The following is a 25,330-nucleotide window of genomic DNA, read 5'->3' on the forward strand; positions in this document are numbered from 1 at the left end:
GTTAAGCTTCTGTTAACCAGTTAACCTGTTATTAACGAAGGGACGAATTTGCTCAAATGCAACAGACCCAGGATACCTGCGATCAAGGTTGACGGAACCTTCGCTTAACCCTGGGAGCCTAGGACTATCGCCCAGTCCGTCGTCGTAACAGGAGTTCTTCATGCTGCTTTCGCAACGCGCCTGCGGCGCCAAATTCGTCGTCGCGCTGACGGCGGTCATGGCGGTCCTGGCGCTCTCGGCCTGCGCCAAGAACACCGCGGACGAAGCCGCGAATGATCTGGCGGGCGGACGCTATGGACGCGGCGGCGGCGCCGGCGGCGTCGCCAGTCCCGGAAGCCATCAGGATTTCGTGGTCAATGTCGGAGATCGCATCTTCTTCGAAACCGACTCCACCGATCTGACGCCCACCGCGCAGGCCACGCTCGATAAGCAGGCCGAATGGCTCAACCGGTACTCACGCTATAGCTTCACAATGGAAGGCCACGCCGACGAACGCGGCACCCGCGAATATAATTTCGCGCTCGGCGCGCGACGCGCCGAAGTGGCCAAGAATTACCTTATCGCGCGCGGGATCCCCGGGTCGCGCATCCGCACGGTGAGCTACGGCAAGGAGCGTCCTGTCGCCGTCTGCGACGACATCTCCTGCTGGTCGCAGAACCGTCGCGCCGTCACGGTGCTTTCCGGCGGCAATTCCTGATCAGGAAGCCCGCCGCGCCCCTTGCGTCCGGGGCGTCGTTGCGGCAATGAAGGCGCGCGCCTTTTTGGGCGCCCGCAGGAGTGTAGCTCAACTGGTAGAGCACCGGTCTCCAAAACCGGGGGTTGTCGGTTCGATCCCGGCCACTCCTGCCATTAAAATCAAAAGACGTTGGGGCGCTTATTGGAGAGCGTCTCGCGCAATACTCACCGTCCCGCCAATTTTAGCCGCGGCCCGGATGCAAACGCCCGCCATATATGGCGGGCGTCTCTTCGTGCGAGCGGCTAGGCCTTACCGGCAATTCCACACCCAATGGCCTTGATCCCACACCCAACAAGGACCGTGAACGTGTCCGCCACCACCGTAACCATAGCGATCGCTCCAATCCCTGTGCTGGTGGCGGCCGTGCCCTCCATAGTCTGGCAAATACCGGCCATGGTGAAATGTGCCGGCGTGCGCGAACGACACCCACAACATTGCAGCTGCTAGAGTTGCGCCAAGCTTTATAGTTTTAGTTTTGCGCATAGCGTCCTCCCTATTCTTCTGATGGAGAACTATGGCGCTCGGGCTTAATTTGAAGGGCTCGGAATGCCGCGCGTAAATAAGTTCGAGATCGGCGATGACGACGCAAGTTTGACTGAGAAGATCGCAGCGGCGTAACGCATCACGCGAGCCGCCCGTCGCGCTTTTACGCGTCGCTAGACTTTAGAGCCATCAACGGCAACGGCGAACTAACCGACGCAGGCTGCCATGACCGACGCCTTCAAACGAAAAGCGGCCCTGCTCTCGGTCAAAAGCAAGGCCGCCAGCGAGGCCGGAGAAGAGGGACGTAGGAAGGTCGTCTAACCGATAAATTTGGGCGGCTTCGTCCTTCGTCAAGCCCCGATTTCCTGCGATCGCACGCGCTGCTCAATTCGTTGCAACAGCCTGTCCATTGCAGCAGGCAGAGGCTCAGCGACGACGCCTGATAACATGGCGCGCAAATAGTCAGCGATCGTCGTGACCATCGGATTTTCGAGCATAGATTGCTTGTGGTTTTTGTTGGTCGGCGACACGATTCAGCTCCTCCTCTTTCAGGACCTATAATTCCTGAAGCGTGCTTACGGTTCCGCCTTAAGGAGGGAACGGCCCGCGCCTTTTCGACGCGGGCCGCCCCCTCGCGGTAATCGATCCGCGCGCAGTTCAGTGAGCGCCGAGCCTCTTGATATAGAGCGAAGACGTCGCGCGGCAGGCTGCGCCGTTGCATCGGATCCGCTGCTTTGGCCATGCTAAGGATTTATTTTTAAAATACTTTGTAGGGGAACAATACAAATGTGACGCGGTTTCACTTCCTTCAAGGAGAATGCGTCATGCCGGACAGAGCGCCGGGCGATTGGCGAAACGCGGCCGCCGGCAAGATGGGAGCGCGGCGAGACGCCGCAATGGAGTCGATCGGCGAGCATCTGAGATCCAAGTTCGACAAAATCCTAACGGAGCCGCTGCCCAAGAAGATCGTGGATGTGATGGCCGAGTTGGATTGGGGGCGCGCCGGCGGGAGCCCGACGCGCAGTAACGGTCGAATTCCCTCCAACCCAAAAACTCGGCGGCCCTAGCGAACTCGCTCATTGCGGCGCTTAGCGGCTCATCCATCGATTACTTTGGAAATCTCTGAGCCCGCTTCGGCGCTCGCGCTGGGCCGCACCCGCAGCTAGGATCGTCCCAACGGAACGCGCCCAGCTCACACATTCGATAAGGCGGGGCGAGCGCGCCGTCTCTCGCGGAGCGACATCATGGCCAGCGAAGCGATGCGGCTGACGCCTGGCGACGCGCTCATCGTCCTCGACGTGCAGCGCGATTTCTGCGCCGGCGGCGCCTTGGAGGTTTCCGGGGCCGATAAGATCGTCTCTGTGGTCAATGAACTGATCGAGGAAGCCGTGGCCGCCGGCGTTCCCATCGTCGCGTCGCGAGACTGGCATCCAACCGGCCATGCGAGCTTTCGTGACTGTGGCGGACCATGGCCTGCGCACTGCGTTCAGGGCAGCGCCGGCGCGCAGTTCCATCCGGAACTTCGCCTGCCTGAGTGCGTCATCATCGTCAGCAAAGGAGAATCGCTCGAACGCGACCAGCTTTCGGCGCTCAATGGAACGGGGCTGGCGGAGCGGCTGCGCCAGCTCGGCGTGCGTCGCGTCTTGATCGTCGGACTGGCGCTCGACGTCTGCGTGCTCGAAACGGCTCTGGACGCCGTCTCGGAAGGATTTGAAACGCATGTGCGGCTTTCCGGCGCGCGCGCCATTACGCCAGAAGGCGCAAGACACGCCGTCGAAACGATGTGGAAGGCGGGCGTCTTCATCGAAGACAACTGAGCGGCGCTCTCACAAGACGCGTGACGCAGCGCGCGCCCTAACATTGTCCGGCCCAAAAGCCATGGCTATGGTCCCGACGGCGCGAGCGCCTTCAGCCTTGACCCATTGCGGCAAAGGAAACAGCAGTCGTGTCCAGCAGCGCGCTCTTCGCGGATCTCTACGAATTCACGATGCTGCGCGCCTATTTCGAACTGGGCATGAACGCGAAAGCGACGTTCAGCCTTTTCGTGCGCACTATGCCGCCCCATCGCAATTTTCTGATCGCCGCAGGCTTGAACGATCTTCTCCATGAGATCGAGCATCTGCGATTCGAGCCGCAGCACATTGACTATCTGGGCTCGCTCAAAATCTCTTCACAGCCGTTCCTCGACTGGCTCTCGGATTTCCGATTCTCCGGCGACATCCATGCGATACGTGAGGGCACGCCGTTCTTTCAGAACGAACCGATCCTGGAAGTGGTTGCGCCCATCGCCGAAGCGCAGCTCATCGAAACGCTCGTTCTCAATCAGATCGGACTGCAAACGATACTGGCGTCGAAAGCGGCGCGCGTCGTCGCCGCGGCGCGCGGCGCCAGCGTCGTCGATTTCGGCGCAAGACGCGCGCAAGGCGTGGATGCGGCGATAAAAGGCGCGCGCGCATTCTACATCGCCGGAGTCGAATCGACCTCCAATGTCGCGGCCGGGCGCGCCTATGGATTGCCCGTCGCCGGAACGATGGCGCACAGCTTTGTCGAAGCCTGCGCCTCCGAGATGGACGCCTTTCAGTCTTTCAGCGAAGTCTTTCCTGAAACGACTTTGCTCGTCGATACCTATGACGCGATCGAAGGCATCAAGAATGTCGTCGCGCTCGCGAAGGCGCTCGGGACGAACTTCAAAGTCCGCGCGGTGCGTCTCGACTCCGGCGATCTCGATATGCTGTCGCGACAGACGCGCCGCATCCTCGATGAAGCTGGCTTGACCGACGTGCAGATCGTCGCCAGCGGCGGCCTTGAAGAAACCAAGATCGACGCGCTGACGTCGCGCGGCGCGCCCATCGATGTCTTTGGCGTCGGGACGGATATGGCGGTGTCGAGCGACGCGCCAGCCCTCGACATCGCCTATAAGCTGACCGAATACGCCGGCAAGGGACGCATGAAACTGTCGGCGGGCAAGCAATCGTTGCCGGGCCGCAAGCAGGTATTTCGAGAGTTCAGAGACGGAGTTGCAGTGAGGGACGTCATCGCCCGAGAGGGCGAAACTCTGCCGGGCGTCCCATTGCTGCAGCCGTTCATGCTTTCAGGTCGCCGGGTCGCGGGGCAAACATGCGACATTTCGCAAATTCGCAATTACGCGAAAGAGCAGCTCGCCGCGCTGCCGCCGCATCTGCGAATGCTTCAATCGCCTGAGGCGCGCTATGACGTGGCGATTAGCGACGCGCTCGCCAGCTATGAGCGCGAGACTCGCGCGCGGTTGATCGACTGACGGTTGGGCAAATTGGCGCGGCCGATCGCTCGGCCGCGGGGCGAATTCCTCTGCGCAGACAGAACTTCGGCGCAAGCGGCGCCTAGCGCCGGTCCTTCCGATCGATGAATTCGGACGTGAACTGCTTCAGCGCGACACGCAAATCGTCGGCATATCCTGTCGCGCCGAGCGACTGGAACCTTTCGATGTCGGCGAGCATCAGTTCTCTCACCGGCGCCGCGCCACGATGCAGATTGACCAAATAGCCGGATAAAAGCCGGCCGTCGCGGCCCCTTGCGGCCACCTTGGTCTCGCTCCCAGACGAGCCGATTTTCTTGGCAATTCCTAACATTAGTAGCTCCGAAGGGCGGACAGCGCCCGATGTCCGCGATCTACCCAAGCAAGAATTGCGCTCACCTAAGCTCAGCGAATGTCGCCGCCTGGCCAAATCTGAAAAAACCGTCAACCATCGCGGAAAGACCGCCGTCGCGCGGCGCCGCTTCTCGCGTGGCGGCCGTGTATTCCGGCGCGCCGCACACGAGCTTCATGCCCCAATCGGGGAAACTGCGCATCGGAATGCTTTCGTGAACGAGCTTGACCACGCCGGAGTGCCGGGAGTCCGTCCGGATCTGCAAATAGAGCGGCGTCAGCGCTTGCCGCGGACCTTCCAAAATTTGCAAAAAATTCAGCCCATTATAGAGGAGCGCCCCGCTGATGTGACGCGAACGATTTCGCTCAGCGGACATCTCGACCATTCCCTCGATCGCGGAGAGGTTCAGATCAAGATTTGCGTTACTGAAATAGACAAGCCGGTGCATCAACAGCCTCCGAACGCAGCCGCCATCAAACCGCGAGAATTCCGCCTCTCGAGTCGCCCGTCAATCGCCACAAGCTGAAATAGGGATAGAGCCAAAACAAAAATTGTGCAATAGTTTCATATGCTTGACCTAACTCAAGACCCCGCGCAAGAATCCGTCGCGTCGGTCATAGGTTCGTATCAAGCGGACGCTATCTAGAGGGCATATTGGATCACTTTTCAGTGGCGAGGGAGGCGCCGGCGCGGCCGCGTCTCCCTCCATATTTTGGCGACGGGCGCTCACAGGCCGGCAACTTCAGAGGAATAAGATGATCTCGCCAGACCTCTCCCCGCTCCTCCTCAGCTCGCTCAAGACCTGTCAGGACTGCGCATCGAGAGTCATGGACTTCGGCCTGATCAACACGCGCTCGGCGCTGCAATTCGGGCAAGATGTATGGGCGGCGAGATCGCCGCACGACGTCGCCGAAGCCATGGTCGACTACGGCCGCCGGCAATTCGAATACTGGACGGAGGAACTGGAGGAGTTCTCGATTGTGGCCGGCGGCAAGAAGACCCCAGACGCCGAGGTCGTCGGATTAGGAGACTAGTTTCCATCGTCCGGTCTTCCAGTTGAGAAGACATGATGATGAGCGCAACGACGGCGTTTGATGTCGCGGCGGCGGCGATCGCCGCGCTCGTCATTCAGGCCGGCGCGCTATGGGCGCTCGGACAGCCGTTTCTCTGTTCTCATGGCCCATTCAAGCTGTGGGAGGGCGACGCCTCCTCTCCCTGCCTCTCCCAGCATCTCACGGACTGGTACAGCTTCACGCATATCATCCACGGCGTGCTGTTCTATTTCCTGGTCTGGCTCGCGGCGCCGGAACTGTCGGTCGCGCAGCGCTTCCTGATCGTGCTGGCGGTTGAAGTGGGATGGGAGATCCTCGAAAACACGCCCTTCGCCATCCGCCTCTATCGCAAGCAGCCGCCGGCGCAGGACTACGCAGGCGACAGCATCGTCAATTCGCTTGCCGATACGCTGGCGATGGCGTTGGGCTTCGTTCTTGCGTGGCGGCTCCCGGTATTGGGCGTTATCGCAATATCCGTGCTTCTTGAAGTCGGGGTCGCGCTGAACATTCGAGACAATTTCACGCTCAATGTGCTCAGTTTCATCCATCCGTTCGATTTCATCCGCCGCTGGCAAAAGGGCGCGCCATAGGCGCCGATTTGCGGTCGTTGGCGGGCTGGGCTAACTCAAGCGTTCCCTAAGCCGCGCTCGCAAACGCCTACCCCTCGGACATTTCGCCCCGCTCGCATGACCAAGCGCGCTCCCGTCCTCGCCGACTTCAAACGCATCGTCGTGAAGGTCGGCTCCTCGCTCATCGTCGACCCCAACAAGGCGTCGGCGAAACGCGCTTGGCTGAAGCGCCTCGCCGACGACATCGCGGAGTTGCATCGCGCCGGCGCTGATGTGCTGGTCGTGTCGTCCGGCGCCGTAGCGCTGGGACGGAGCGTGCTCGGCTTTCCGCGCGGCGCGCTGAAGCTCGAAGACAGCCAGGCGGCCGCCGCCGTCGGCCAGATCGCCCTGGCGCGTCTCTGGGCCGAGACGCTGCATGATCGGGGCCTCGTCGCCGGACAGGTGCTGGTCACGCTCGGCGACACGGAGGAGCGCCGCCGCTACCTCTACGCGCGCGAATGCCTGACGCGGCTTTTGTCGCTGCGAGCCGTGCCGGTGATCAACGAGAACGACACGGTCGCCACGGCGGAAATCCGCTATGGCGACAATGATCGCCTCGCCGCCCGCGTCGCCACCATGGCGAGCGCCGATCTGTTGATCCTACTTTCCGACGTCGAGGGGCTCTACAGCGCCCCGCCCGACTCCAATCCGGACGCCAAGCACATCGCGATCGTGCCGCGCGTCACGGCGGAGATCGAAGCCATGGCGGGGGGCGCCGCCTCGCAATATTCACGCGGCGGCATGCGCACCAAGATCGAGGCGGCGAAAATCGCCACGACCGGCGGCGCGCATATGGTGATCGCCGACGGTCGCGAAGAGGCGCCGATTTCGCGCATCGGGGCTGGCGGGCGCTGCACCTGGTTTCTGACGCCGTCCAATCCGGTGACGGCGCGCAAGAAATGGATTGCCGGCTCGCTGGAGCCGAAGGGCGCCGTGCATATCGACGACGGCGCGGCGAAGGCGCTGCGCTCAGGCAGGAGCCTGCTGCCGGCGGGCGTGACGCGGATCGAGGGCGGCTTCGCGCGCGGCGACTGCATCGTCATCCGCAACGCCAAGGGCGGCGAGATCGGCCGCGGCCTCGTGACCTATGACGCGTCCGACGCGGCGAAGATCGTGGGGCGCTCGACGAAGGACATTGAGGCGCTACTCGGCTTCAAAGGCCCCGACGAGATTATTCATCGCGATGACATGGCGCTCGGCGGGGGGTGAGGCGTGTAGACGCGACGCTTCGCCGTCCTCGTCCTTCGAGACGCGCCTTACAGGCGCTCCTCAGGATGAGGACTGCTTGGAGCAGCGCAGCTAATCGCACTGCGCAGCAGCTAATCGCGCTGCATGAAGTGTGCGCGATCCAAGGCCCCTCATCCAGAGGAGCGCGCGCAGCGCGCGTCTCGAAGGATGAGGGGACCGGTTCTCATTAGCGCAAACAATCCGCGCACGTCATGGCCGGGCTTGTCCCGGCCATCGACGCCGGGACGTTGCGCAAATGCTGCAAGGCGCATGTAGCGGCGCCGTGTGGATGCCCGCGACAAGCGCGGGCATGACGGCTGAAGATATTTCCGAACTTCGAATACCGTGTTAGGTATTTTGCATGCGCCTCACGACCTTCACCGACTTTGGCCTGCGCGCCCTGATCCTCCTCGCCGACCGCAATCCGCAGGTGATGAGCGCGGCGGCGATCGCCGATCATTTCGACGTTTCGCGCCACCATATGGCGAAAGTGCTGCAGGAGCTCGCCGCGGCCGGATATGTCGAGGGCATCCGCGGCGCGCAAGGCGGCGTTCGACTGGCGCGCGATCCGCGCGACATTCGAATCGGCGAGGTGGTCCGCAGGCTTGACGATCAGCCGCTGGTCGAATGTTTCAGCGCGCAAGGCAGCAACTGCGCGCTTTTGCCGCGCTGCCGCCTGAAGGGCATGCTGGCGCGCGCCGAACAGGGATTTATGCGCGAACTCGATCGCTACACCCTGCACGACTGCCTCGAAAAAACCGCCGCCTTTCCCCTCGCCGATCTCTCCGCCTGAACATACGCCGCGAAACGTCGCGGCGCATTGCGCGCCTCACGGCTTGACTTCCGTCCTTTTTAATACGCATTCTAAATACCTAATAAGGAAGCCAGGAGGGAGCGACATGTTCTGTTATCAATGCGAGCAGACCTACCGATCTGACGAAGGCGCCGGTTGCGCGGGCGCGAAAGGCATGTGCGGCAAGGACGCGACGACCGCCGATCTGCAGGACATTTTGCTCTATGTCTGCGAGGGCGTCGGCCAATATTTGCATCGCGCGCGCCAGCTTGGCGCGACGGACATCGAAGCCGACCGCTTCATACTCTTCGCCTTCTTTACGACCCTCACCAATGTCAATTTCAACGCGGCGAAATTCGTCGAGCTGATCCGTGAGGCCTCGCAAATCCGCGACCGCGCCAAGGCGCTTTACGAAAACGCCGCGCGCGCCGCGGCCAAGATACCCCAAACTCTCGCCGGCCCCGCCGCTTTCACGCCAGCGGACAACATGGCCGGACTTTCCGCGCAGGCGTCGGAGGCGGCGGTGCGCAAGGACGCGGCGATCCTCGGCGAGGACGCGGTCGGCGCCCGCGCGCTCATTCTCTATGGCCTCAAAGGCGTTTGCGCCTATGCGCATCACGCGCGCGTTCTGGGCGAAGAGCGCGACGCGATTTATGAGGCGGTCGAACATGCGCTCGATATGCTGGCGCGCGAGGAGCGCGACGTCGCGACGCTGCTCGACGAGGCGCTGGCGCTCGGCGGCGCCAATTTTCTCGCCATGGAAGCGCTCGACGCGGCGAACACCGGCGCCTTCGGCGCGCCGTCGCCGACAAGCGTGCGCGTGACGCCTATCAAGGGAAAAGCGATCCTCGTCTCCGGCCATGATCTGAAGGATCTGCACGCCATCCTCGAAGCGACGAAGGACAAGGGGATCAACGTCTATACGCATGGCGAAATGCTGCCGGCGCATTCCTATCCCAAGCTCAAGGCCTATCCGCATCTCGCCGGCAATTACGGCGGCGCCTGGCAGGATCAGCAAAAGGAATTCGCCGAATTCCCCGGCCCGATCGTCATGACCTCGAATTGCCTCATCGAGCCGCAGCCGCGTTATCGCGGACGCATCTTCACGGCGGGGCCGGTCGGCTGGGCGGGCGTGCGCCACATCGCCGATGAGAATTTCGCGATTGTCGCGCAGGCGGCGCAGGCCCTGCCCGGCTTTGCTGAAGATGCGCCGGAGCAGACCATCACCATCGGCTTCGGGCGTGAGGCCGTGCTTGGCGTCGCGGACAAGGTGATCGAGGCCGTGAAGAGCGGCGCCATCCGCCACTTCTTCCTCGTCGGCGGTTGCGACGGCGCCGCGACGGGCCGCAACTACTACAGCGATTTCGCCGACGAAGCGCCGAAGGATACGGTGATCCTGACGCTCGGCTGTGGCAAATATCGCTTCAACAAGCATGATTTCGGCACGATCGGCGGGCTGCCGCGCCTCCTCGACATGGGCCAGTGCAACGACGCCTATTCGGCGCTCGTCGTCGCGACGAAACTGGCGGAAGCCTTCGGCGTCGGCGTCAACGAACTGCCGCTGTCGCTCATCGTTTCCTGGTTCGAGCAGAAGGCGGCGGCGGTTCTTCTGACGCTGCTCGCGCTTGGCGTGCGCAATGTGCGCATCGGCCCGACGCTGCCGGCCTTTCTCACGCCGGCGCTCGTTGACGTGCTGGTCGAGAAGTTCGGCGTCCAGCCGATCGGCAACGCCAAGGCCGACATCGCAGCGTCGCTCGCCCGCGCCGCCTAGCCATCATGCAGCGGACGCCCGACTTCGGGCGTCCGCCCCTTCGCCGGAATCCGCCATGTACAAGGTCAGCCTTCTCACGCGCGACGGCGCGACGATCGCCTTCGACGCCGAACCATCCGACACGCTACTGGACGCCGCCGAACGCGCGAGCATTTATCTTCCCTCCTCCTGCCGGGAGGGCGGCTGCGGCGCATGCCGCGTCGCTCGCGCAAGCGGAGAGGTCGAACTCATGTCCTACAGCAGCGCGGCGCTTAGCGAGGATGAGCGCATGGCCGGCGACATATTGCTGTGCCGAGCGCAGGCGCGCAGCGATCTCACATTGCGCGCGCCCTTCGACGAGGCGGCGGTTGGTTTTGCGCCTGTTCCCGAGCGACGGGCGACGCTTGTTGCGATCGAACCAGCTGGCTCGGGCGCGGTGCGCCTGCAGCTTCAATATGAAGACGATCCGACGTTCGGGCGCGCGGCGCAGTTCACCGCCGGACAATTCATCGAACTCACGCTTCCCGACGGCTCGGCGAAGCGCTCCTATTCGCTCGCCAATGCGCCCAACTGGGACGGAACGCTCGAGCTGTTCATTCGCCTTCAGCCGCACGGCGCCTTTTCGAATTATCTTCGTGATCGCGCCGCCGTCGGCGACAGGCTGCTTGTCCGCGGTCCGCAGGGGCAATTCACGCTCGACGAGGCGAGCCCCGCGCCGCGCTGGTTCGTCGTCGGCGGCACGGGACTCGCGCCGGCGCTCTCGATGCTGCGGCAAATGGCCGAATTCGCCGATCAGCGCCCCTGCCGGTTGTTCTTCGGGGTCAACAAAGTCGACGAGCTTTTCGCGCTCGACGTCATCGAGGAGCTCAAGGCGGCATTGCCGCAGCTCGTCGTGACGCTCTGCGTGTGGAAGCCGGAACAGGACTGGCGCGGGTTCGTCGGCACGCCGGTCGAAGCGCTGGCGCAGGCGCTGTCGAGCGCGACCGAGCGGCCCGACATTTACGTCTGCGGCCCCCCAGCGCTCATCGCCGCGGCCGAAGAGGCCGGCCAATCCGCCGGCGTGCCGCATGATCGCATCTTCAGCGAGAAGTTCACGGCGGCGTGAGCAGGCGCCTCCCGCGTCATGGCCGGGCTTGTGCTCTCCGCGTCGGCCGCTCGACCGCATGAAGCGTGGCGGGGGATGTCGCCATTTTGACCCATTTCTTTCAAACAATGGGCCGGCGCCTGTGCGAAAGTCGCGCCCCACGTCCCCAGCCGGATTGCCGCCGACTCCATGTCCTGCGAACCAGCCTTTGACGAAGAAACAAATCGAGGGCGGTCCAAGAGAGGGTCACAAATGTTTCCAGCGCGCCGATTCGCTGCATCCTTGACTGTCGCAAGCGCCTTTTTTGCCTTCCTTTTTTCCTTCGCCAACGCCCAGGCTCAAGATTCGCCCTGCGAGGCGTCGGCTGAGGTCGCGGTTTTGCCCTCGCCGGCGGCGCCGTGGACGGGCGCGCCCTTGCGCATCCTCGTCGCCACGGAAAAGCCGCTCCAAGGCGAGCTTTCGCTGGTTGCGCCTGACGGAAGGATCGCGGCCAAATCGCACATGCAGCGGGGCGGTCCGCCCTATGTCTGGTTCGCCGAAGTCGCGTCGCCAGCCGCCGGCGCATGGCGCGCCACGCTTGACACTTCTTCGTTTACCTGCGGCACGGACATCGACGTTAGCGCGCGCAAGCCGTCGACCGCACACACGGCGGAAGGCAGCGTCTGGCGCCTACATAACAGTTGGGACCGTTCAACTGAAAATCTGTACTCGGCGTGGGTCGCCAAGCTTTTTGACGCGCCGCTCGAAGCGGAGCAGTCATGGAAGACGTGGCATGAGGTGCTGCGCAATCCGTCGCGCAATGTGCTGTTCAATCATCTCGGAACGGGCGAGGACAGCCTTACCCTCTCGCTGAAGCCCGACTGCGCCGATTTCGTCTATTTTCTGCGCGCCTATTTCGCCTTCAAGATGGGGCTGCCCTTCGCCTATTCGAATTGCTCGCGCGGGGCCGGCGGCGCGCCGCCGCGATGCAATGAGCGATTCGATATTCTGCATCCCCAACTGACCCGACCGGCGCCGCCGCCGGAGCAGGCCATAGCGTCCGCCGCGGCGACGCCGGCCCCTACGCCCGCAGCGGCGCCTACGAATCTCTTGCAGCAACTGTTTTCACAGCCGCAGCAAGTCCAGGCCGGAGCGCCGGCCGCCCCCGCGGCGGCTCCCGCGAAACCGCCTGCGCCGAAACGGCCGGCGGGCGTCGCCGGATATTTTAGGGCCGTGGGCGACGTCGTTCATTCCGGTTCGGTGCGCGCGCCGGCAAACAGCGACAAGTCCGATTTTTACACGATCCCGCTGACACAGGAGACCCTGCGTCCCGGAACCGCCTACGCTGATCCGTACGGGCACGTCATGATGCTGGTGCAGCGCGTCCCGCAGACGGCGGACGCCGCGGGCGTGTTTCTCGCCGTCGACGCCGAGCCGGACGGCACCGTCACGCGCAAGCGGTTCTGGCGTGGCAATTTCCTATTCGCGAACGGACCTTCGCTCGGCAGCCCCGGCTTCAAGCGCTTCCGGCCGATCGTGCGGGAGAACGGCGCGCTGCGGGCGCTCACCAATGCCGAGATCGCCAAGAACCCGGATTATGGCGATTTCTCGCTGGAGCAATCTCAGCTCGGCGCAGAGGATTTCTACGATCGCATGGATGAGGTGATGTCGCCTGAGCCGCTCGATCCGACGCGCGCGATGATGGCGGCCATCACCGCGCTTGAAGAGCAGGTGAAGACGCGCGCGACGGCGGTCGAAAACGGTCGAAAATTCCAGAGCGGCGGGCGCGGCGAGGCATCGATGCCGGACGGTCCCGCGATCTTCGCGACCTCCGGCGCGTGGGAGGATTTCTCGACGCCGGCGCGCGATCTCCGCCTGCTGATCGCGATCGATGTGGTGCGCGGATTTCCCGATCGTGTCGCTCGACGCAGCGATCGCTACGCCATGCCGTTTGGCAGAGGTGCGCCGGGGGTTCAGGCCCAACTGCAAAGCGCGCTGGCGAGCGAACTCGCGGCCCGCACATTTTCATACACCCGCAGCGACGGCTCCGCCTGGACGCTCTCGCTCAAAGACGTGATGGACCGCGCGGCGGACCTTGAGATGGGCTACAATCCCAATGACTGCGTCGAACTGCGCTGGGGCGCGTCGGAGGGAAGCCCTGAGGCGGCGACGTGCACGCGGCGCGCGCCGGCCGCCCAGCGCGCGAAGATGACGGACTATCGCAGCTGGTTCCGGGAACGCCACTGGCCGCACGCTTAGGGCGGAAGATTTCGGCGCGTTCTCCGCGTTGCCGCCAGATTTCGAAAGTTTAATCGGCCGCGTTTGCGCTTGGGGCTTGGCGGCGTTTTGCGGCGGGGCCATATCTTGCTGCGCCGCGCCTTCCAGGGCGGCCATTATGGAGAAACCCTATGTCACCGGAAGAACGCCAACTCATCGCTGGTTTGTTCGAGCGCACCAAGAGCGCCGCCTCGACGCCGCGCGACAAGGAGGCGGAGGCTTTCATCAGCGAGCAGATCAAGGCCCAGCCGGCCGCGCCCTATCTCCTGGCGCAGACCGTGATCGTGCAGGATCAGGCGCTGCAGGGCGCCAATGCGCGCATTGAGGAGCTTGAAGCCCGCGTCCAAGAGCTTGAGTCGAAGCCCGCTGGCAGTTTCCTTGGCGGCCTGTTCGGAGGCGGTCCCCGTTCGGCGTCGCCGCCTCCTCCCCAGCAGACTCGACCGAGCGGACCTTGGGGCGCGCAGCAGGGCGGCATGAATCCCGTGGCCGGCGGCTACGCGCCGCAGGGTTGGGGCCAGCAGCAGCCGCCTGCGCCTGAAACCGGCGGATTTCTGAAGGGCGCGCTCGGCACCGCCGCGGGCGTCGCGGGCGGCGTGCTGCTCGCCGACGGCATCCGCAACCTGTTCTCGCATGGCGCCGGCTATGGCGGCATGGCGAATCTCGGCATCGGCTCCGGCTTTACGCCAACCGGCGGCGATACGGTGATCAACAACTATTACGGCGACCAGTCGGGCGCCACAGAGGCCGGTTACGACTCCGGCTACGACAATGCAGGCGGGGTGGAGGACGCCGACTATAGCGCCGACCCCGGCTTCGATGACGGCGGCGGCTTCGACAGCGGCGGCGACGGCGGCTTTGACGTCTGATGAAGTTTGGCTCCCGGCCCACAAGGCCGGGAGTTCTTGTATCTGGCGCCCTGTGCGCCAGCGCACCGCGACTCCCCATGGGGCGTTCTAGGGTCCGATCATCCGCTGATTGAGCGGACGGACCACGGGGAACTCGCCATGAACCGTTCTATGAGCAACACAACGAACCGCACGACCAAGACCAGCTTCGCTTCGCGACCGATCCGCATCGCGCTGGCCATGAAGATCGCCTTCGCGATCCTCGCCGCCAATGTCAGCTTCGCGGCCGCCAAGGCGCTCCTCGTCAAGGCGCCGGACTCGCAGCCTGCTCAAGTCGCCGCCGACGCCTCGTCGGTGAAACCCTTCATCCTCCCCATCGACTGGCAGGAGTCGACCGCCGTCGCGCAGTCAGATCCTACGCAGAATTGCCATGGCGTCACCGTCGAGACGGACGAGGGCTATGGCGTGCGCGGACAGACGATCCGTTTCGTTTGCCGCAAGGCCTTGTAGAGGCTCACAGGAGTTCGAGCATGTTTCGCGTTTCGCTCCTCCCCCAGGCTGCTCCTTTCGTCATCGCTGGCGCACTGCTCGCCGCCCCGGCCGTGGCGCAAATGTCGAACACGCCAAACGACGCGCCCGATCCGCCGGCCGCCACGGAGCGCGAGGCGAGGCCGGCGCTAGAGCGCGAGACCTCCGACCGGCCGACGGTCGACGCGCCGCGGGAAGCCGAAGAGCGACACCAGACCGATGAGCGCCAAGAGCTCGACAAGGGGCTCGAAAAGCAGCAGGAAGCCGACGCGCCGCAAGGCGTCGATGAACAGCAAAGAGTCGATGAGCGGCAAGCGACCGATGCGCGCGAAAGCCTCGCGCGCGCGCTGCGCGACTGGTCGAACGAGGAGCCCGACGTCGGCCGAAGCGTCCAGCGTTCGGACATCGCCGCTTATTACAAGAAGCGCGATTATGCGCCGATCTGGCGCGATGCGGAGGGCTTTGCCAAATCGGCGAAAAGCGCGCTGAACACACTGCGCGACGCCGGCCGCGACGGCCTGCGCGTAAACGCGCCTCCCCAACAGTCGTCCTGGAGCGCCGAGGGCGAACTGGCGCTATCGGAGGCCGTCGCCGATTATGCGGCGCAAGCGAGCGGCGCCCGGGTCAATCCCGCAACGATTTCACCTGACATCGAGGAGCGGCCATCGGTGGTAAAGCCGGCGCAAGCGCTTGACGCGATCGCCGAGGCTGGAGACGAGGCCGGCGCGCGGCTTGCCGCCTTCAATCCGCCGCACCCCGGCTATGCCGCCTTGCGCGAGAAACTCGCCGAACTGCGCGCTGCGCGCGGCCATCCGCGCCGCGAGGCCGCGAGGGCTCACGAGTCGGATGCGCGGCCCATCACCAATTTTGCGTTGCTGCCCGAAGCCAAGGCGAAGCGCGTCGAGGCGGAGATCATCGCCAATATGGAGCGGTGGCGCTGGGAGCCGCGCGAAATGGGCGCGACGCGCCTTGAAGTCAATATTCCGCAGTTCGAAACGACATTCACGCGCGACAATCAAATTGTGTTTCGCGGGCGCGTTGTCGTGGGCAAGAAGACGTCGCCAACGCCGGTGTTTTCCGACGTGATGCCATATATCATCATCAATCCGACATGGACCGTTCCGGAATCGATCATCGAGAAGGAGCTGGAGCCCAAAACCGGCGGCAAGCTCTCCAAGCTTCGCACGCGCGGATATAAGGTAACCTTTCGAAATGGCCGTGCGATCGTTCAGCAGGAGCCCGGCGAGAAGAATGCGCTTGGCCGACTGAAATTCGTATTTCCGAACGATCTCTTGATCTACATGCACGACACGCCGCAGAAGAAACTCTTCGCCCGCGCCAAGCGCGCATACAGTCACGGATGCGTACGTGTCCAAGATCCGTTCAAGCTCGCGGAAGAGGTCATCGCGCGTCCCGGCTATGACGAAAAGCGTCTGAAAGCTCTGATCGGCAAGAAGGAGCGCCGCATCAATCTCGCGAAGCCCATTCCGGTGCACATCGAATATTTCACGGCCGTCGTCAACGACGACGGCGCGCTGAAGCTTTACGACGACATCTACGGCTATTCGGCGAAGGTGCGTTCGGCGCTCGCTTTGTAGCTACGCCGATGAGGCGAGGCGCGCCACCTGCCGGCGCAATTGCTCTTGCGCGCGCGCGAGATTTTGATGCGCCCGTGCGGACCAGAGTTTTCGCGTCTCGTCGCGTCGGTAGAGGGCATCCCCATGCGCGGCGAATGTGTCGATCATCTGGAGCCGCCCAAGGCAAAAGAGCGGCTCGGGCACCCAGGCGTATTCGAAACGAAGCCGCGCCAGATTTTCCTCGAACTCGGGCCAGGACGCGCCGAGCGAGGAAAGATCGAGATCGAGGAAGAGGTCCAGATCACGCGAAAAGCCGGGATAATGCTCAGCTGGAGCGCGCGCATTGAGGTGATTCGCGGTCGCCATGATCAGATCATGGATGGCCTGCGCATCTGTTTTGTCGAATTTCGAGTGACGTTCGAAGAGCGTCGCGCTCGCGCGAACATTTTCAGCGTCGGGACGAAGCAGACCGTCGGCGTCGCGAGTCACATAGACAGCGTCATGCCAGAAGATGGCGGCGGCGATCAGATCGGGCCGGATGGCGAGCGCCTTCAAGGAGTCGAGCTTCGTCAGCAAATCGACGATATGACCCCAATCATGATACCCGCGTTGCGGTTCGCGATAGGCGGCGTCGATGACCGAAAAAGCATCCGCGTCGTGACGCCCTGCGATCAGGGCCCAATATTTCTGCACCGGATTTGAGATCATGCGCGAGTAGCGATCATAAGAGAAACCCATAAGGCGTGCGACTACACGGCTGGGCAGCAGTCGCGCTCGGACGAAGACGTCACTTGCTCGAAAGATTCCATACCGAAGACCAGTTATCATGCGGCCCTTCCCTGGCGAGACCGCGATACCGCTGCTCCAAGACGAGATAGAGCGCGGGCCAGGGCTCGGGAACCGATCGCGCCAACGCCGAGGCGCCCTCGGCGGCGGCTTCGAATCGGCCCGACTCATATTCCTGGCGCATGAGGTCGTGCGACTTGCGCCAGCGCACATACGAGTCCGAGACCGCCATCCCGCTGTCGCCGGCGAGCGCGAAAACCCTTGTCGGTTCGGTCTTTCCGACGACGCGGACACAGCCAAGATCGATCCAGGCGAAGTCGGGCGCCGCATCGCGCACCGCGCCAGAGGCCACAATGTCCGTCTGAAAGGCCTTGCTCGCCCCTTCGAGCCGCGACGCGAGATTCACCGTGTCGCCAAGAATCGAATAGTCGAAGCGGCGGATGGATCCCATATTGCCGACGCTGCAAGGGCCGAGATTGAGGCCAAGCCCCATCGCCGCCGGCTGCGCATCGTCGCCCGACGACGCAGCGGCCTCGGCGCGCCTTTTGTTGAGGCCGACGAGAGCCTCGCGCATCGTCAGGGCGGCCCGAACGGCCCTGCGCGGATGGTCGTCGATATCGAGCGGCGCGTTCCAGAAGGCGAGCACCGCGTCGCCCATATATTTGTCGATCGTGCCTTCCTCTTCGAGGATGGCGTCGGTCATCGGGGTCAAATATTCATTCATGAACTGCGTGAGTTCGCGTGCGCTCATGCCTTCCGAAATCCCGGAAAAATTGCGCAGATCGGAAAACAGCACGGTCAATTCGCGCGTCTCGCCGCCGAGCACCAGCCGGTCGGGATGTTCGGCGAGGCGATCCACAACGGCCGGCGCGACGAATTTGCCGAAGGCCTGACGCACATGGCGGCGCGCGGAATTTTCGGCTCGCCAGAGCGTCACTGCGCCAAAGAGATACCCGCCAATGATCGCGAGACTGGGATAAGAGGGATCGAGCAGCATGCCGCGGCGGTCGAACAGATAAAAGGCGCCGACGAAAAGGCCTACGACGGCGAGAGCCGCCGCCGCCGCCGAGACGAGCGGCGGCGCGACAAAGAGCAGGCTCATGATCAGCAAAAACGCGAGCGCGGCGACGACGAACTCCAGCCCAGGCGCCCAGTCCGGTCGCGCGAGCAGCGAACCCGAGGCGATCGATTCGACGATTTGCGCGTGCACGTCGACGCCGGGAACGACCGGCTCCAACGGTGTCGCTCGGACGTCGCCGAGACCCGTCGCCAAGGCGCCGACGAAGATGATGCGCCCCTCGATGTCATCGCGCGCAACGCGGCCCTCGAGCACGTCCTTGGCTGAAATGTCCCGCATTGCGTCGCTATGCGAATAGCGTGGCCGGACCTCCGCGTTGGGGCCGGTCGCAATTTCGAAGGCGCCGACCTTTATCGCGTTGACGCCCGTCTGCTTGCCGAAAGCCGTTTGTCCGCTGGCGTTTGACGAGCGAATGATGATCGCCGGCTCGCCCTGGGCGATGCGCAGGGCTTCGAGCGCCAGGGAGGGCATGAGAACGTCGCCGGCGCGCGTCACCAACGGCACCCGACGAACGATCTGGTCGTGATCGGGCAGCCAATTTGTCGCGCCGAACCCTCGCGCCGCTTCCGCAAGCTTTCGTTCGGGGCCGACCGCGCCGGCGAATGCGGCGAGGAAGGGCGCCGGATCGTCGCCGGTGGTGACCAGTCCCGACTTCGCCAACAGCGGCGCGGAAACGGCGTCGGTCAGCGTGACTCCAAGCGTGGCGGGCGCCTTCGAGAGCGCCTGAGCCAAGACTTGATCGCCGCTCGGCGCTTTTGCGACGAGCTTCGCCACCTCGGCGCGGGCGCGTGGGTCAGGAATCGCCTCGATGAGCTGGGACGCTCCGGCGCGATCCGCCTCCGCGAAGATAAAGTCGAAAGCAATGGACGCCGCGCCGAGCTCGCGCAGTCGGTCAAGAAGTTCGGCGACCCGGGCGCGCGGCCAAGGCCATTGCCCATAGGCGCTGAGACTTTTTTCGTCGACGCCCACGACCCGCGTCGGCGCCTCGGGATCATAGGCGCGAGGCGCCAGACGCTGAAAGGTGTCGAAGACAAAGTTGCGTAGGTCGTCTAGCGCCCGGGGCTGAATGACGCCCCAGGGAAAAATGAGAGCCGCAGCGGCGACAAGCGCGAGAAGGTAGGCGCGACGCCGCTTCAACATCTACACCTCGCTTGACGGTCACGCCGCCGCCGTGGCGATCGGCGAGGCTGGCGGCGCCGCAGAACTAGTCGCCCGGACCGTCAATCGCAACAGTTAGTCTCCGTGACCGCTGCTCCCATGGCCGCCGCTACCATGGCCGCCCCCGGAGCCGCCGCTCCCGAAGAGGCCGCCACCCCCGCCTGCGCCGCCGTGACCACCGTCGCCGTAATAGCCGCCTCCATAGCCATCACCGCCGCCGTACTGGCCGCCGCCATGGCCATCGCCGCCATCGTAGCCGCCACCATGGCCGCCATCGCCGTAGCCGCCTCCATAACCGCCGTGGCCGCCATCGCCATGGCCGCCATACCCGCCATCGCCGTGGTCGCCATGACCGCCATGACCGCCATGTCCGCCGTCACCGCCTTCGTGACCACCGTGATCGTGTCCGCCGTGGCCGCCGTGACCATGATCGTCGTTGTGGCTGTCATTTCCGCCTTGGCGCGCAGGCGTCGGCAGCGGCGCAGGCTGATTGTCGACATTGGCGCGGCTCTGCACCAGCGAATTGCCGAACCAAACCGGACCTAGCGCGTCGAGTCCCGGCGGACTGACGACGTCCGGCGGACGATCATTGCCGAGCGCAAGATTCGCCTCTTCGTTTGTCGGCTCGCGCTTGGCGCCGCCACGCTGCTTTTTGCCGCTCTCCAACGCGGCGATGATTTCCGCGATCGTCTCAGGCGGCACGAGGAAAGGCTCTGACACCGGCCCGCCGCTCGGCGCGCAAACGCCATAGCCCGGGCGCGTGAGCGCCTGGCCGCCAACGTCGATGAAGCCATATTGGTGCACGATGAGCGTGCCGCAGGAGCCGCCAATACGAACCAGCGCCGTCCCGCCGCGCACGCCGATCGACGCCGTCGGGGTCCGCAGCTTTGTCCCGCCTTCATGGCTGACGCCGCCGCCGACAAAGCGCATGACGCCCTTCGCCATCGACACGCCCTGCTGACCGCCTCCGCCCTGTGAATAGACGAAATCGTCAACGGTGACGGCGCTGTTGCGTCCGACGGTCATCGTCGATGTGTCGTTAAAGACAATCTGGGCGCTGCCGTATGGGCTCGTCTCGATGCGTTCACGACGTTGCACGCCAAGACCGACCGATAGCGAACGCTTCGCGGCGCCCGGCGGCGTGCCGTGCGCACTCTGATTGACCGCACCGACATTCCCGACGTTGTCTGCGAGCGCGGGGCCTGCGACGAGCGCGAGAGCTGTTGTGGCGGCCGCGGAGAACTTTTTCATTTATCGTCTCCGTCAGAACTTTGCCGTTGGCCCGAAACTGACGGACACGTTGTCAGTCTTGAAATTCGGCAGATTTGAATCGTTACGCGCATATTCGACGTTGCCGGCGAAACCGAGATACGGGGTGATCGGCAAGTCCACCATCAGGCCGCCGATCCAGACAGTGTCTCGACGCGCGACGAACGGATTGATGACCGGATTGGCGGCGTCGAACGCAAGATGGGTAAAGCGGCCATAAGGCGCGAGGGTCCATCGGCGCGGAATGATCGGAAATGGCGGGTCGACCTCGAGCCGCAGCATCGCCTGAACGTCCACCTGATCGGAAGATTGCTGCGGATTGCCCGCAAAGGCGCGCGTATAGGCGACGCGACCTTCAAGCCTCAAGTCGTTGGTCAGCCTGTATGAGCTGCTCAGGTAACCGGTGACGACGTCGCCAGTCGCCAACGTCGATACTGTCGAATAGGGCGAAAAACCGAGAGAGCCGAGATAGCCCGGCGAGGGATCAACCCAGATCGACCGCCATTCGGCGCCCGGTTCGAACCACAGGTCGCGACTGAGTTCCGCGCCGAAACTCATGCCGGCGCCGCCGGCGTTCAGATAATTGCTACCGCCGAGCAGCGCCACCGCGCCGGTCAGGTATGGCTTGATGGAGAGGCCCGGATAAAGATCGGGCGCGATATGGATGCGCGGCCCGATGGAGCCGGCGAACAGCGCGACGCTGTACTGCGGCAGGCGAAACTGTTCGGTGGCGTAGCCCGTCACGCGCGTCTCGAGCTGGTCGCCGCGCCCATTCTGAAAATCCAGATCATGCGCCGCCTGCACCAATTGAAAGCTGTTGATGTCGCCCTTGCGCGAGGCGGCCGACGCAACGCCGACGCCGCCGACCTGGAAAAGATTATTGGTCGGGAAGAAATTGGCGTTCGATTGCGCGCGCAGGCCGACGTGCATCCGCAGATAAAGCCGGTTGGCTTGCGTGCGCTTCTCGATATCGGGCAGTTGCGCTTCGACCTGAGCGACCTGAACCGCATCGAGGCCGCCTTCGGCGAGCGCGTTGCGCAAATGCTGCGCCGAAAGTTCATAGGCGCCAAGCCGCGCATAAAGGAAACCAAGCTCCTTTCGGGCGCGCGACAAGTTCGGGTTGAACATCAGCATGCGTTCAAGCGCGCCGATTCCCGCCTCATAGTCGCGCAGCTCCGTCGACAGCAGGACGTAGCGATAGGTCGCGTCATAATCGGTCGGATTATGCTGAATATAGGCTGCGAGACGCTCTTGTTCGGCGCGCGGATCCTCCTGCGCCAGAGCCGGACTGAAAAGTGAGAATGCGGCAAACAGTGCGCCCAAAAGCCTCGGCGCCGCTCTATATGCGAACATAAATGGCAAGCCCCCGTAAAAAATCAGAAAACGGCGATCGAAGCCGTGACCGTCAGCTGAACCGGAAGCTGACTCATGTCGCCTGGAGTATCAAGCTAGCGCCGGACGATCCGCCGAAGAGGACGAAGCGACGGCGCGATGCGTCTGCTGCGAATTAATGCTTTGCAGCAACAGCTTATGGGTATTTCCCTCCTGCCTTCGCGCGTAAACGGCGGGCACAACAAATTGCCCGGTGTTGCCTTGAAACCACAGGCGCAACGCGGCTAGCGCCGGAGACCGCCATCGAACAGAGGGACGACTTCGCCGTTTTCAAGCGACGACCGCTCGGCGACCGGCGACGCAATGACGCCCCTACGCCAGCGTGCCGAGAAGGTGCGGCGGCGCGGACGCGCGATGGCGCGTGAATCGTCGCAAGACGCGCCCGGCGCCAGGAGCCAGCGCAGCACGATCAGCAAGTCGGCGGCGCGGCGCGACGCGCCGATCTCCACCGCGTTACGGATGTCGGCGACGACTCGCCCGCGCGCGGCGTCGAGCGACACGGCCCGGCGGTATCGCGCCAGCATACGATGGTGCTTGTCGCTGGGGCTCACGCCCAGGATGAGTTCATGACCGCGCAGACCCGCCACTTCGGCGCAGCGCTCGATCGGCGTCAATTCGGGAAGCATTTTGGTTCTCCCAGTCGCTTGCTCTGCCGCGGGTCCTTTGCCTCTTGTCGGCAGCATAGCGACGGTAGCGCCCCGTCCCTCATCTGTTTGTGCGAAAACGCACAGGGGTCATTCGGCTTCGTTGAGCGCCTCTTGAACCCGCTTCTCCAGGACCGACGGGCGCAACAACACGAGACCGCCGCGAATTTTTTCGGCGAGGCCTTCGTCGATCATGGCCGAGAGTTCGCGGCTGACCTGTTCGCGCCGACAACCGATTCGGGCGGCGAGATCATGCTGAAACGGCGGCGGCGATACGATCGACTGCCCCGTCGATCCCTTGCGCGGCGCCGACATGCGCAACAATTCGGAATAGAGGCGATGCTTGAGGTCGAGCACCGAGCGCTCGAACAGGCGCGTATTCAGCTCCCGCACCCGAGCCGTCAGCAGACGCAACAGCCGCTCGCAAATCTCCGGTTCGCTGAACAGGATCTCCTTGAAGACCACTGGCGGCACCAGCAAAAGTTCCGCATTGGTGAGCGCCGTCACATTGGCGGAGCGCTTGGCCCCGTCGACCGCCGCCATCTCGCCGAAGAATTTGCCCGGTCCGAAATCCCCGAAGATCATCTCCTTGCCGGCGGCGGTTCGTATCAGCACTCGAACGTCGCCGCTGACGATGAAATACACATCGGTCGAAGGATCGTCGAAATCGAGGACCAGCTCATGCTCGGCGTAGCGCCTGCGCACGCATTGGCGCGCGAGCTGCTCGCCGCGCGTGGGATCTAGGCCAACAAAGAAAGGAATCCCATCAAATAGGGACACATCGCGCTCCTGGATTGGAAATAGTCCCGATATTGCCGCTAAATGTCGACCTCGTCGAGGCGCAATCTGCTAGCGGATGCAGACTCTTCGGGCGAGGATTGACGATGCAAGCGTTCCGACTGGCGACCTTCAATCTCGAAAATCTCGATTGGTCGGGGAGCAAACCGGAGGCGTTTGCGCGTCGGGGCGATGCGCTACGCCCACTGCTGGAGGCGCTCGACGCCGATATATTATGCCTGCAGGAAATCCATGCGCAGAGGCTTCATAAGCACGGCGCGCGGCAATATATCGCGCTCGATCAGTTGCTGGCGACGACCAGATACGCGAACTTTCATCGGGCGACGACCGTCAGGCCGGGCGGCGACGCCCCCGCCGACGTGCATAATCTCGCAATCCTTTCGCGGTGGCCGATGCGCGCGCACCGGCAGATCCACCACGATATTGTGGCGCGATGGGTCTGGCCGCCGCCGCGCGACGCCGACGGCTCCCAGCCGGAGCCGGTCGAGATCGCTTGGGACAGGCCCCTGCTCTACGCTGCTGTCGCGCTTCCCAACGGAGGCGCGCTCCACGTCATCAATCTGCATCTACGCGCGCCGCGCGCCATGCCTATCGCGACGGCGCGCGGCTTCGGATCGAGCCGCGCGCAAATCGAGGGCCAGTTCGTGGCCGCGCTCAAGCGCGAAGGCCAAGCGTTGGAGGCTCGGCTGTTCGCCGAGACGCTCTTTGACGCCGAGCCGAAGGCGCAGATCGCAATTGCTGGCGACTTCAACGCCGACGCGCATGACGCGCCAACGCGACTCTTGCGGGGCGGCGGAGACGAAGCGGCGGAAGGGGACCGGGCCCTCGTCGCCTTGGAAGAGCGCGTCGAGCCGTCGCGGCGTTTCACCGTGGTACATGCGGGACGTCCAACGCTGATCGACCACCTCCTTGCCTCACGCGCATTGGCCGCCAATTGGCGCGAGACCACGATCTTGAACGAAGGGCTGCAGGACGAAGTCTATGCGGAAGAGCCTGTCGAGGGATCGCTTCACGCGCCCGTGGTCGCGCGGTTTGAACTCGTCGCAAAATGAACCGCGCCGCTTGTGAACCCGAACGCGCCGCTCAAGCGTCAACCTGTCAGCCGGACGCAAACGATCTCAACTCTTCGGCCAGGGCGCGCGCTTCGCTCCAGTCCAGTTTGACGTCTCCGTGACCTTCAGAGGAGAGGACAACGCCGCTCTGTTCGACTCTCGCGTCAAAGTCATGATCGCTGGCGATGGGGCTCATATAGATCTGCTGTTCGCCGCGGTCGCCCGTCGCGACGGAGTCGAGGGCCCGCGACAGGATCGCCGCCTCTTCTTTGGTAAAGCGCCGCAGGGGGTGGCCGGGAAGGCGGAGCGTCGCCAATGCGACAAAGGATCGATGCGTTGAGGCGACAAGCTCGAAGCGCTGAGACATTTTCAAGACCCACGGCAGTTCGACACAGCAAGCGACGAGCTTTTGCACGCCGTCGCGCATGCGCCCTTATTGACAGAAATCGTCAGGCGCCCGCCTTTCGCACATGAGGCATCAAAATTCATGCCTACGAACAGCCAAGGGCTTCGCCATGAGATGAGTGTAGATCGCGAGGCGGTTTGGGATGAATATATGGAAATCGCTGCATTCGAGTAGCTTAAGCC

At 63.6% G+C, this 25,330-nt stretch carries 25 protein-coding genes and 1 tRNA gene; 16 read left to right on the forward strand and 10 right to left on the reverse strand.

What is annotated here, in order from left to right; translation table 11 throughout:
* Window positions 1-160 precede the first annotated feature (160 nt).
* Both pal and NEI07_RS14710 read left to right on the forward strand, forming a co-directional pair.
* Window positions 161-697, forward strand: a complete 537-nt coding sequence (gene pal, locus NEI07_RS14705) for a peptidoglycan-associated lipoprotein Pal (protein ID WP_256035551.1) — start codon at window positions 161-163, stop codon at window positions 695-697.
* A gap of 76 nt (window positions 698-773) precedes the next feature.
* Window positions 774-849, forward strand: a tRNA-Trp gene (locus NEI07_RS14710).
* A 720-nt stretch (window positions 850-1,569) separates the two neighbouring features.
* On the opposite strand, the gene NEI07_RS14715 is transcribed toward NEI07_RS14710, so the two are convergent.
* Window positions 1,570-1,749, reverse strand: coding sequence for a hypothetical protein (locus NEI07_RS14715; protein WP_256035553.1), 180 nt, complete (start codon window positions 1,747-1,749; stop codon window positions 1,570-1,572).
* A 294-nt stretch (window positions 1,750-2,043) separates the two neighbouring features.
* Between NEI07_RS14715 and NEI07_RS14720 the strand changes: the two genes are divergently transcribed.
* The 3 genes from NEI07_RS14720 to NEI07_RS14730 all read left to right on the forward strand — a co-directional run bounded on the left by NEI07_RS14720 (window position 2,044) and on the right by NEI07_RS14730 (window position 4,496).
* Window positions 2,044-2,286, forward strand: a complete 243-nt coding sequence (locus NEI07_RS14720) for a hypothetical protein (protein ID WP_256035555.1) — start codon at window positions 2,044-2,046, stop codon at window positions 2,284-2,286.
* A gap of 177 nt (window positions 2,287-2,463) precedes the next feature.
* Window positions 2,464-3,036 carry an isochorismatase family protein gene (locus tag NEI07_RS14725; protein WP_256035557.1) on the forward strand — a complete coding sequence of 191 codons (573 nt, stop codon included), beginning with the start codon at window positions 2,464-2,466 and terminating at the stop codon, window positions 3,034-3,036.
* Window positions 3,037-3,164: 128 nt separating this feature from the next.
* Window positions 3,165-4,496: a nicotinate phosphoribosyltransferase gene (locus tag NEI07_RS14730; RefSeq protein WP_256035560.1), complete on the forward strand. Its 1,332-nt coding sequence runs from the start codon at window positions 3,165-3,167 to the stop codon at window positions 4,494-4,496.
* Window positions 4,497-4,578: 82 nt separating this feature from the next.
* On the opposite strand, the gene NEI07_RS14735 is transcribed toward NEI07_RS14730, so the two are convergent.
* Together NEI07_RS14735 and NEI07_RS14740 are read right to left on the reverse strand one after the other, a co-directional pair.
* Window positions 4,579-4,827 carry a hypothetical protein gene (locus tag NEI07_RS14735; protein ID WP_256035561.1) on the reverse strand — a complete coding sequence of 83 codons (249 nt, stop codon included), beginning with the start codon at window positions 4,825-4,827 and terminating at the stop codon, window positions 4,579-4,581.
* A gap of 61 nt (window positions 4,828-4,888) precedes the next feature.
* Window positions 4,889-5,293 carry a BLUF domain-containing protein gene (locus NEI07_RS14740; RefSeq protein WP_256035562.1) on the reverse strand — a complete coding sequence of 135 codons (405 nt, stop codon included), beginning with the start codon at window positions 5,291-5,293 and terminating at the stop codon, window positions 4,889-4,891.
* 307 nt (window positions 5,294-5,600) lie between these two features.
* Between NEI07_RS14740 and NEI07_RS14745 the strand changes: the two genes are divergently transcribed.
* From NEI07_RS14745 to NEI07_RS14790, 10 genes are all read left to right on the forward strand, one after another.
* Window positions 5,601-5,879 carry a hypothetical protein gene (locus NEI07_RS14745; protein ID WP_256035563.1) on the forward strand — a complete coding sequence of 93 codons (279 nt, stop codon included), beginning with the start codon at window positions 5,601-5,603 and terminating at the stop codon, window positions 5,877-5,879.
* 38 nt (window positions 5,880-5,917) lie between these two features.
* Window positions 5,918-6,487, forward strand: coding sequence for a DUF2585 domain-containing protein (locus NEI07_RS14750; protein WP_256035564.1), 570 nt, complete (start codon window positions 5,918-5,920; stop codon window positions 6,485-6,487).
* A 96-nt stretch (window positions 6,488-6,583) separates the two neighbouring features.
* Window positions 6,584-7,714: a glutamate 5-kinase gene (gene proB, locus NEI07_RS14755; RefSeq protein ID WP_256035565.1), complete on the forward strand. Its 1,131-nt coding sequence runs from the start codon at window positions 6,584-6,586 to the stop codon at window positions 7,712-7,714.
* Between the two features lie 379 nt (window positions 7,715-8,093).
* Window positions 8,094-8,525, forward strand: coding sequence for an Rrf2 family transcriptional regulator (locus NEI07_RS14760; RefSeq protein ID WP_256035566.1), 432 nt, complete (start codon window positions 8,094-8,096; stop codon window positions 8,523-8,525).
* Window positions 8,526-8,631: 106 nt separating this feature from the next.
* Window positions 8,632-10,296 (forward strand): hydroxylamine reductase, encoded by a 1,665-nt coding sequence (gene hcp, locus NEI07_RS14765; protein WP_256035567.1) that lies wholly within the window; start codon window positions 8,632-8,634, stop codon window positions 10,294-10,296.
* A 55-nt stretch (window positions 10,297-10,351) separates the two neighbouring features.
* On the forward strand, window positions 10,352-11,380 hold the full coding sequence (locus tag NEI07_RS14770) for a 2Fe-2S iron-sulfur cluster-binding protein (protein WP_256035568.1): 1,029 nt from the start codon (window positions 10,352-10,354) through the stop codon (window positions 11,378-11,380).
* Between the two features lie 231 nt (window positions 11,381-11,611).
* Window positions 11,612-13,597, forward strand: a complete 1,986-nt coding sequence (locus tag NEI07_RS14775; RefSeq protein WP_256035569.1) for a hypothetical protein — start codon at window positions 11,612-11,614, stop codon at window positions 13,595-13,597.
* A gap of 149 nt (window positions 13,598-13,746) precedes the next feature.
* A complete protein-coding gene (locus NEI07_RS14780) occupies window positions 13,747-14,481 on the forward strand; it encodes a DUF2076 domain-containing protein (RefSeq protein ID WP_256035570.1) in 735 nt (244 codons plus the stop codon).
* Window positions 14,482-14,631: 150 nt separating this feature from the next.
* Window positions 14,632-14,970 (forward strand): hypothetical protein, encoded by a 339-nt coding sequence (locus tag NEI07_RS14785; protein ID WP_256035571.1) that lies wholly within the window; start codon window positions 14,632-14,634, stop codon window positions 14,968-14,970.
* A 20-nt stretch (window positions 14,971-14,990) separates the two neighbouring features.
* Window positions 14,991-16,586, forward strand: coding sequence for a L,D-transpeptidase family protein (locus NEI07_RS14790; protein ID WP_256035572.1), 1,596 nt, complete (start codon window positions 14,991-14,993; stop codon window positions 16,584-16,586).
* Here the strand turns inward: NEI07_RS14790 and NEI07_RS14795 are convergent, their stop codons facing one another.
* The 6 genes from NEI07_RS14795 to NEI07_RS14820 form a co-directional block, all read right to left on the reverse strand.
* Complete coding sequence (locus NEI07_RS14795) at window positions 16,587-17,303, reverse strand: HD domain-containing protein (RefSeq protein WP_256035573.1); 717 nt, start codon at window positions 17,301-17,303, stop codon at window positions 16,587-16,589.
* A gap of 49 nt (window positions 17,304-17,352) precedes the next feature.
* Window positions 17,353-19,569, reverse strand: coding sequence for a CHASE2 domain-containing protein (locus NEI07_RS14800; protein ID WP_256035574.1), 2,217 nt, complete (start codon window positions 19,567-19,569; stop codon window positions 17,353-17,355).
* A gap of 93 nt (window positions 19,570-19,662) precedes the next feature.
* Window positions 19,663-20,838, reverse strand: a complete 1,176-nt coding sequence (locus NEI07_RS14805) for a FecR family protein (RefSeq protein ID WP_256035575.1) — start codon at window positions 20,836-20,838, stop codon at window positions 19,663-19,665.
* 12 nt (window positions 20,839-20,850) lie between these two features.
* Window positions 20,851-22,179, reverse strand: a complete 1,329-nt coding sequence (locus NEI07_RS14810) for a tetratricopeptide repeat protein (RefSeq protein ID WP_256035576.1) — start codon at window positions 22,177-22,179, stop codon at window positions 20,851-20,853.
* A gap of 293 nt (window positions 22,180-22,472) precedes the next feature.
* Complete coding sequence (locus NEI07_RS14815; RefSeq protein ID WP_256035577.1) at window positions 22,473-22,874, reverse strand: polysaccharide deacetylase; 402 nt, start codon at window positions 22,872-22,874, stop codon at window positions 22,473-22,475.
* A 108-nt stretch (window positions 22,875-22,982) separates the two neighbouring features.
* A complete protein-coding gene (locus NEI07_RS14820) occupies window positions 22,983-23,672 on the reverse strand; it encodes a Crp/Fnr family transcriptional regulator (protein ID WP_256035578.1) in 690 nt (229 codons plus the stop codon).
* 104 nt (window positions 23,673-23,776) lie between these two features.
* Here NEI07_RS14820 and NEI07_RS14825 point away from each other — a divergent pair, with 104 nt between their 5' ends.
* The gene (locus NEI07_RS14825; protein WP_256035579.1) at window positions 23,777-24,742 is read left to right on the forward strand and encodes an endonuclease/exonuclease/phosphatase family protein; all 966 of its coding nucleotides are present in this window, start codon (window positions 23,777-23,779) and stop codon (window positions 24,740-24,742) included.
* Between the two features lie 46 nt (window positions 24,743-24,788).
* On the opposite strand, the gene NEI07_RS14830 is transcribed toward NEI07_RS14825, so the two are convergent.
* The gene (locus tag NEI07_RS14830; RefSeq protein WP_328516986.1) at window positions 24,789-25,169 is read right to left on the reverse strand and encodes a hypothetical protein; all 381 of its coding nucleotides are present in this window, start codon (window positions 25,167-25,169) and stop codon (window positions 24,789-24,791) included.
* Between the last annotated feature and the right edge of the window lie 161 nt (window positions 25,170-25,330).

The organism is Methylocystis suflitae (assembly GCF_024448135.1).
Lineage (GTDB): Bacteria > Pseudomonadota > Alphaproteobacteria > Rhizobiales > Beijerinckiaceae > Methylocystis > Methylocystis suflitae.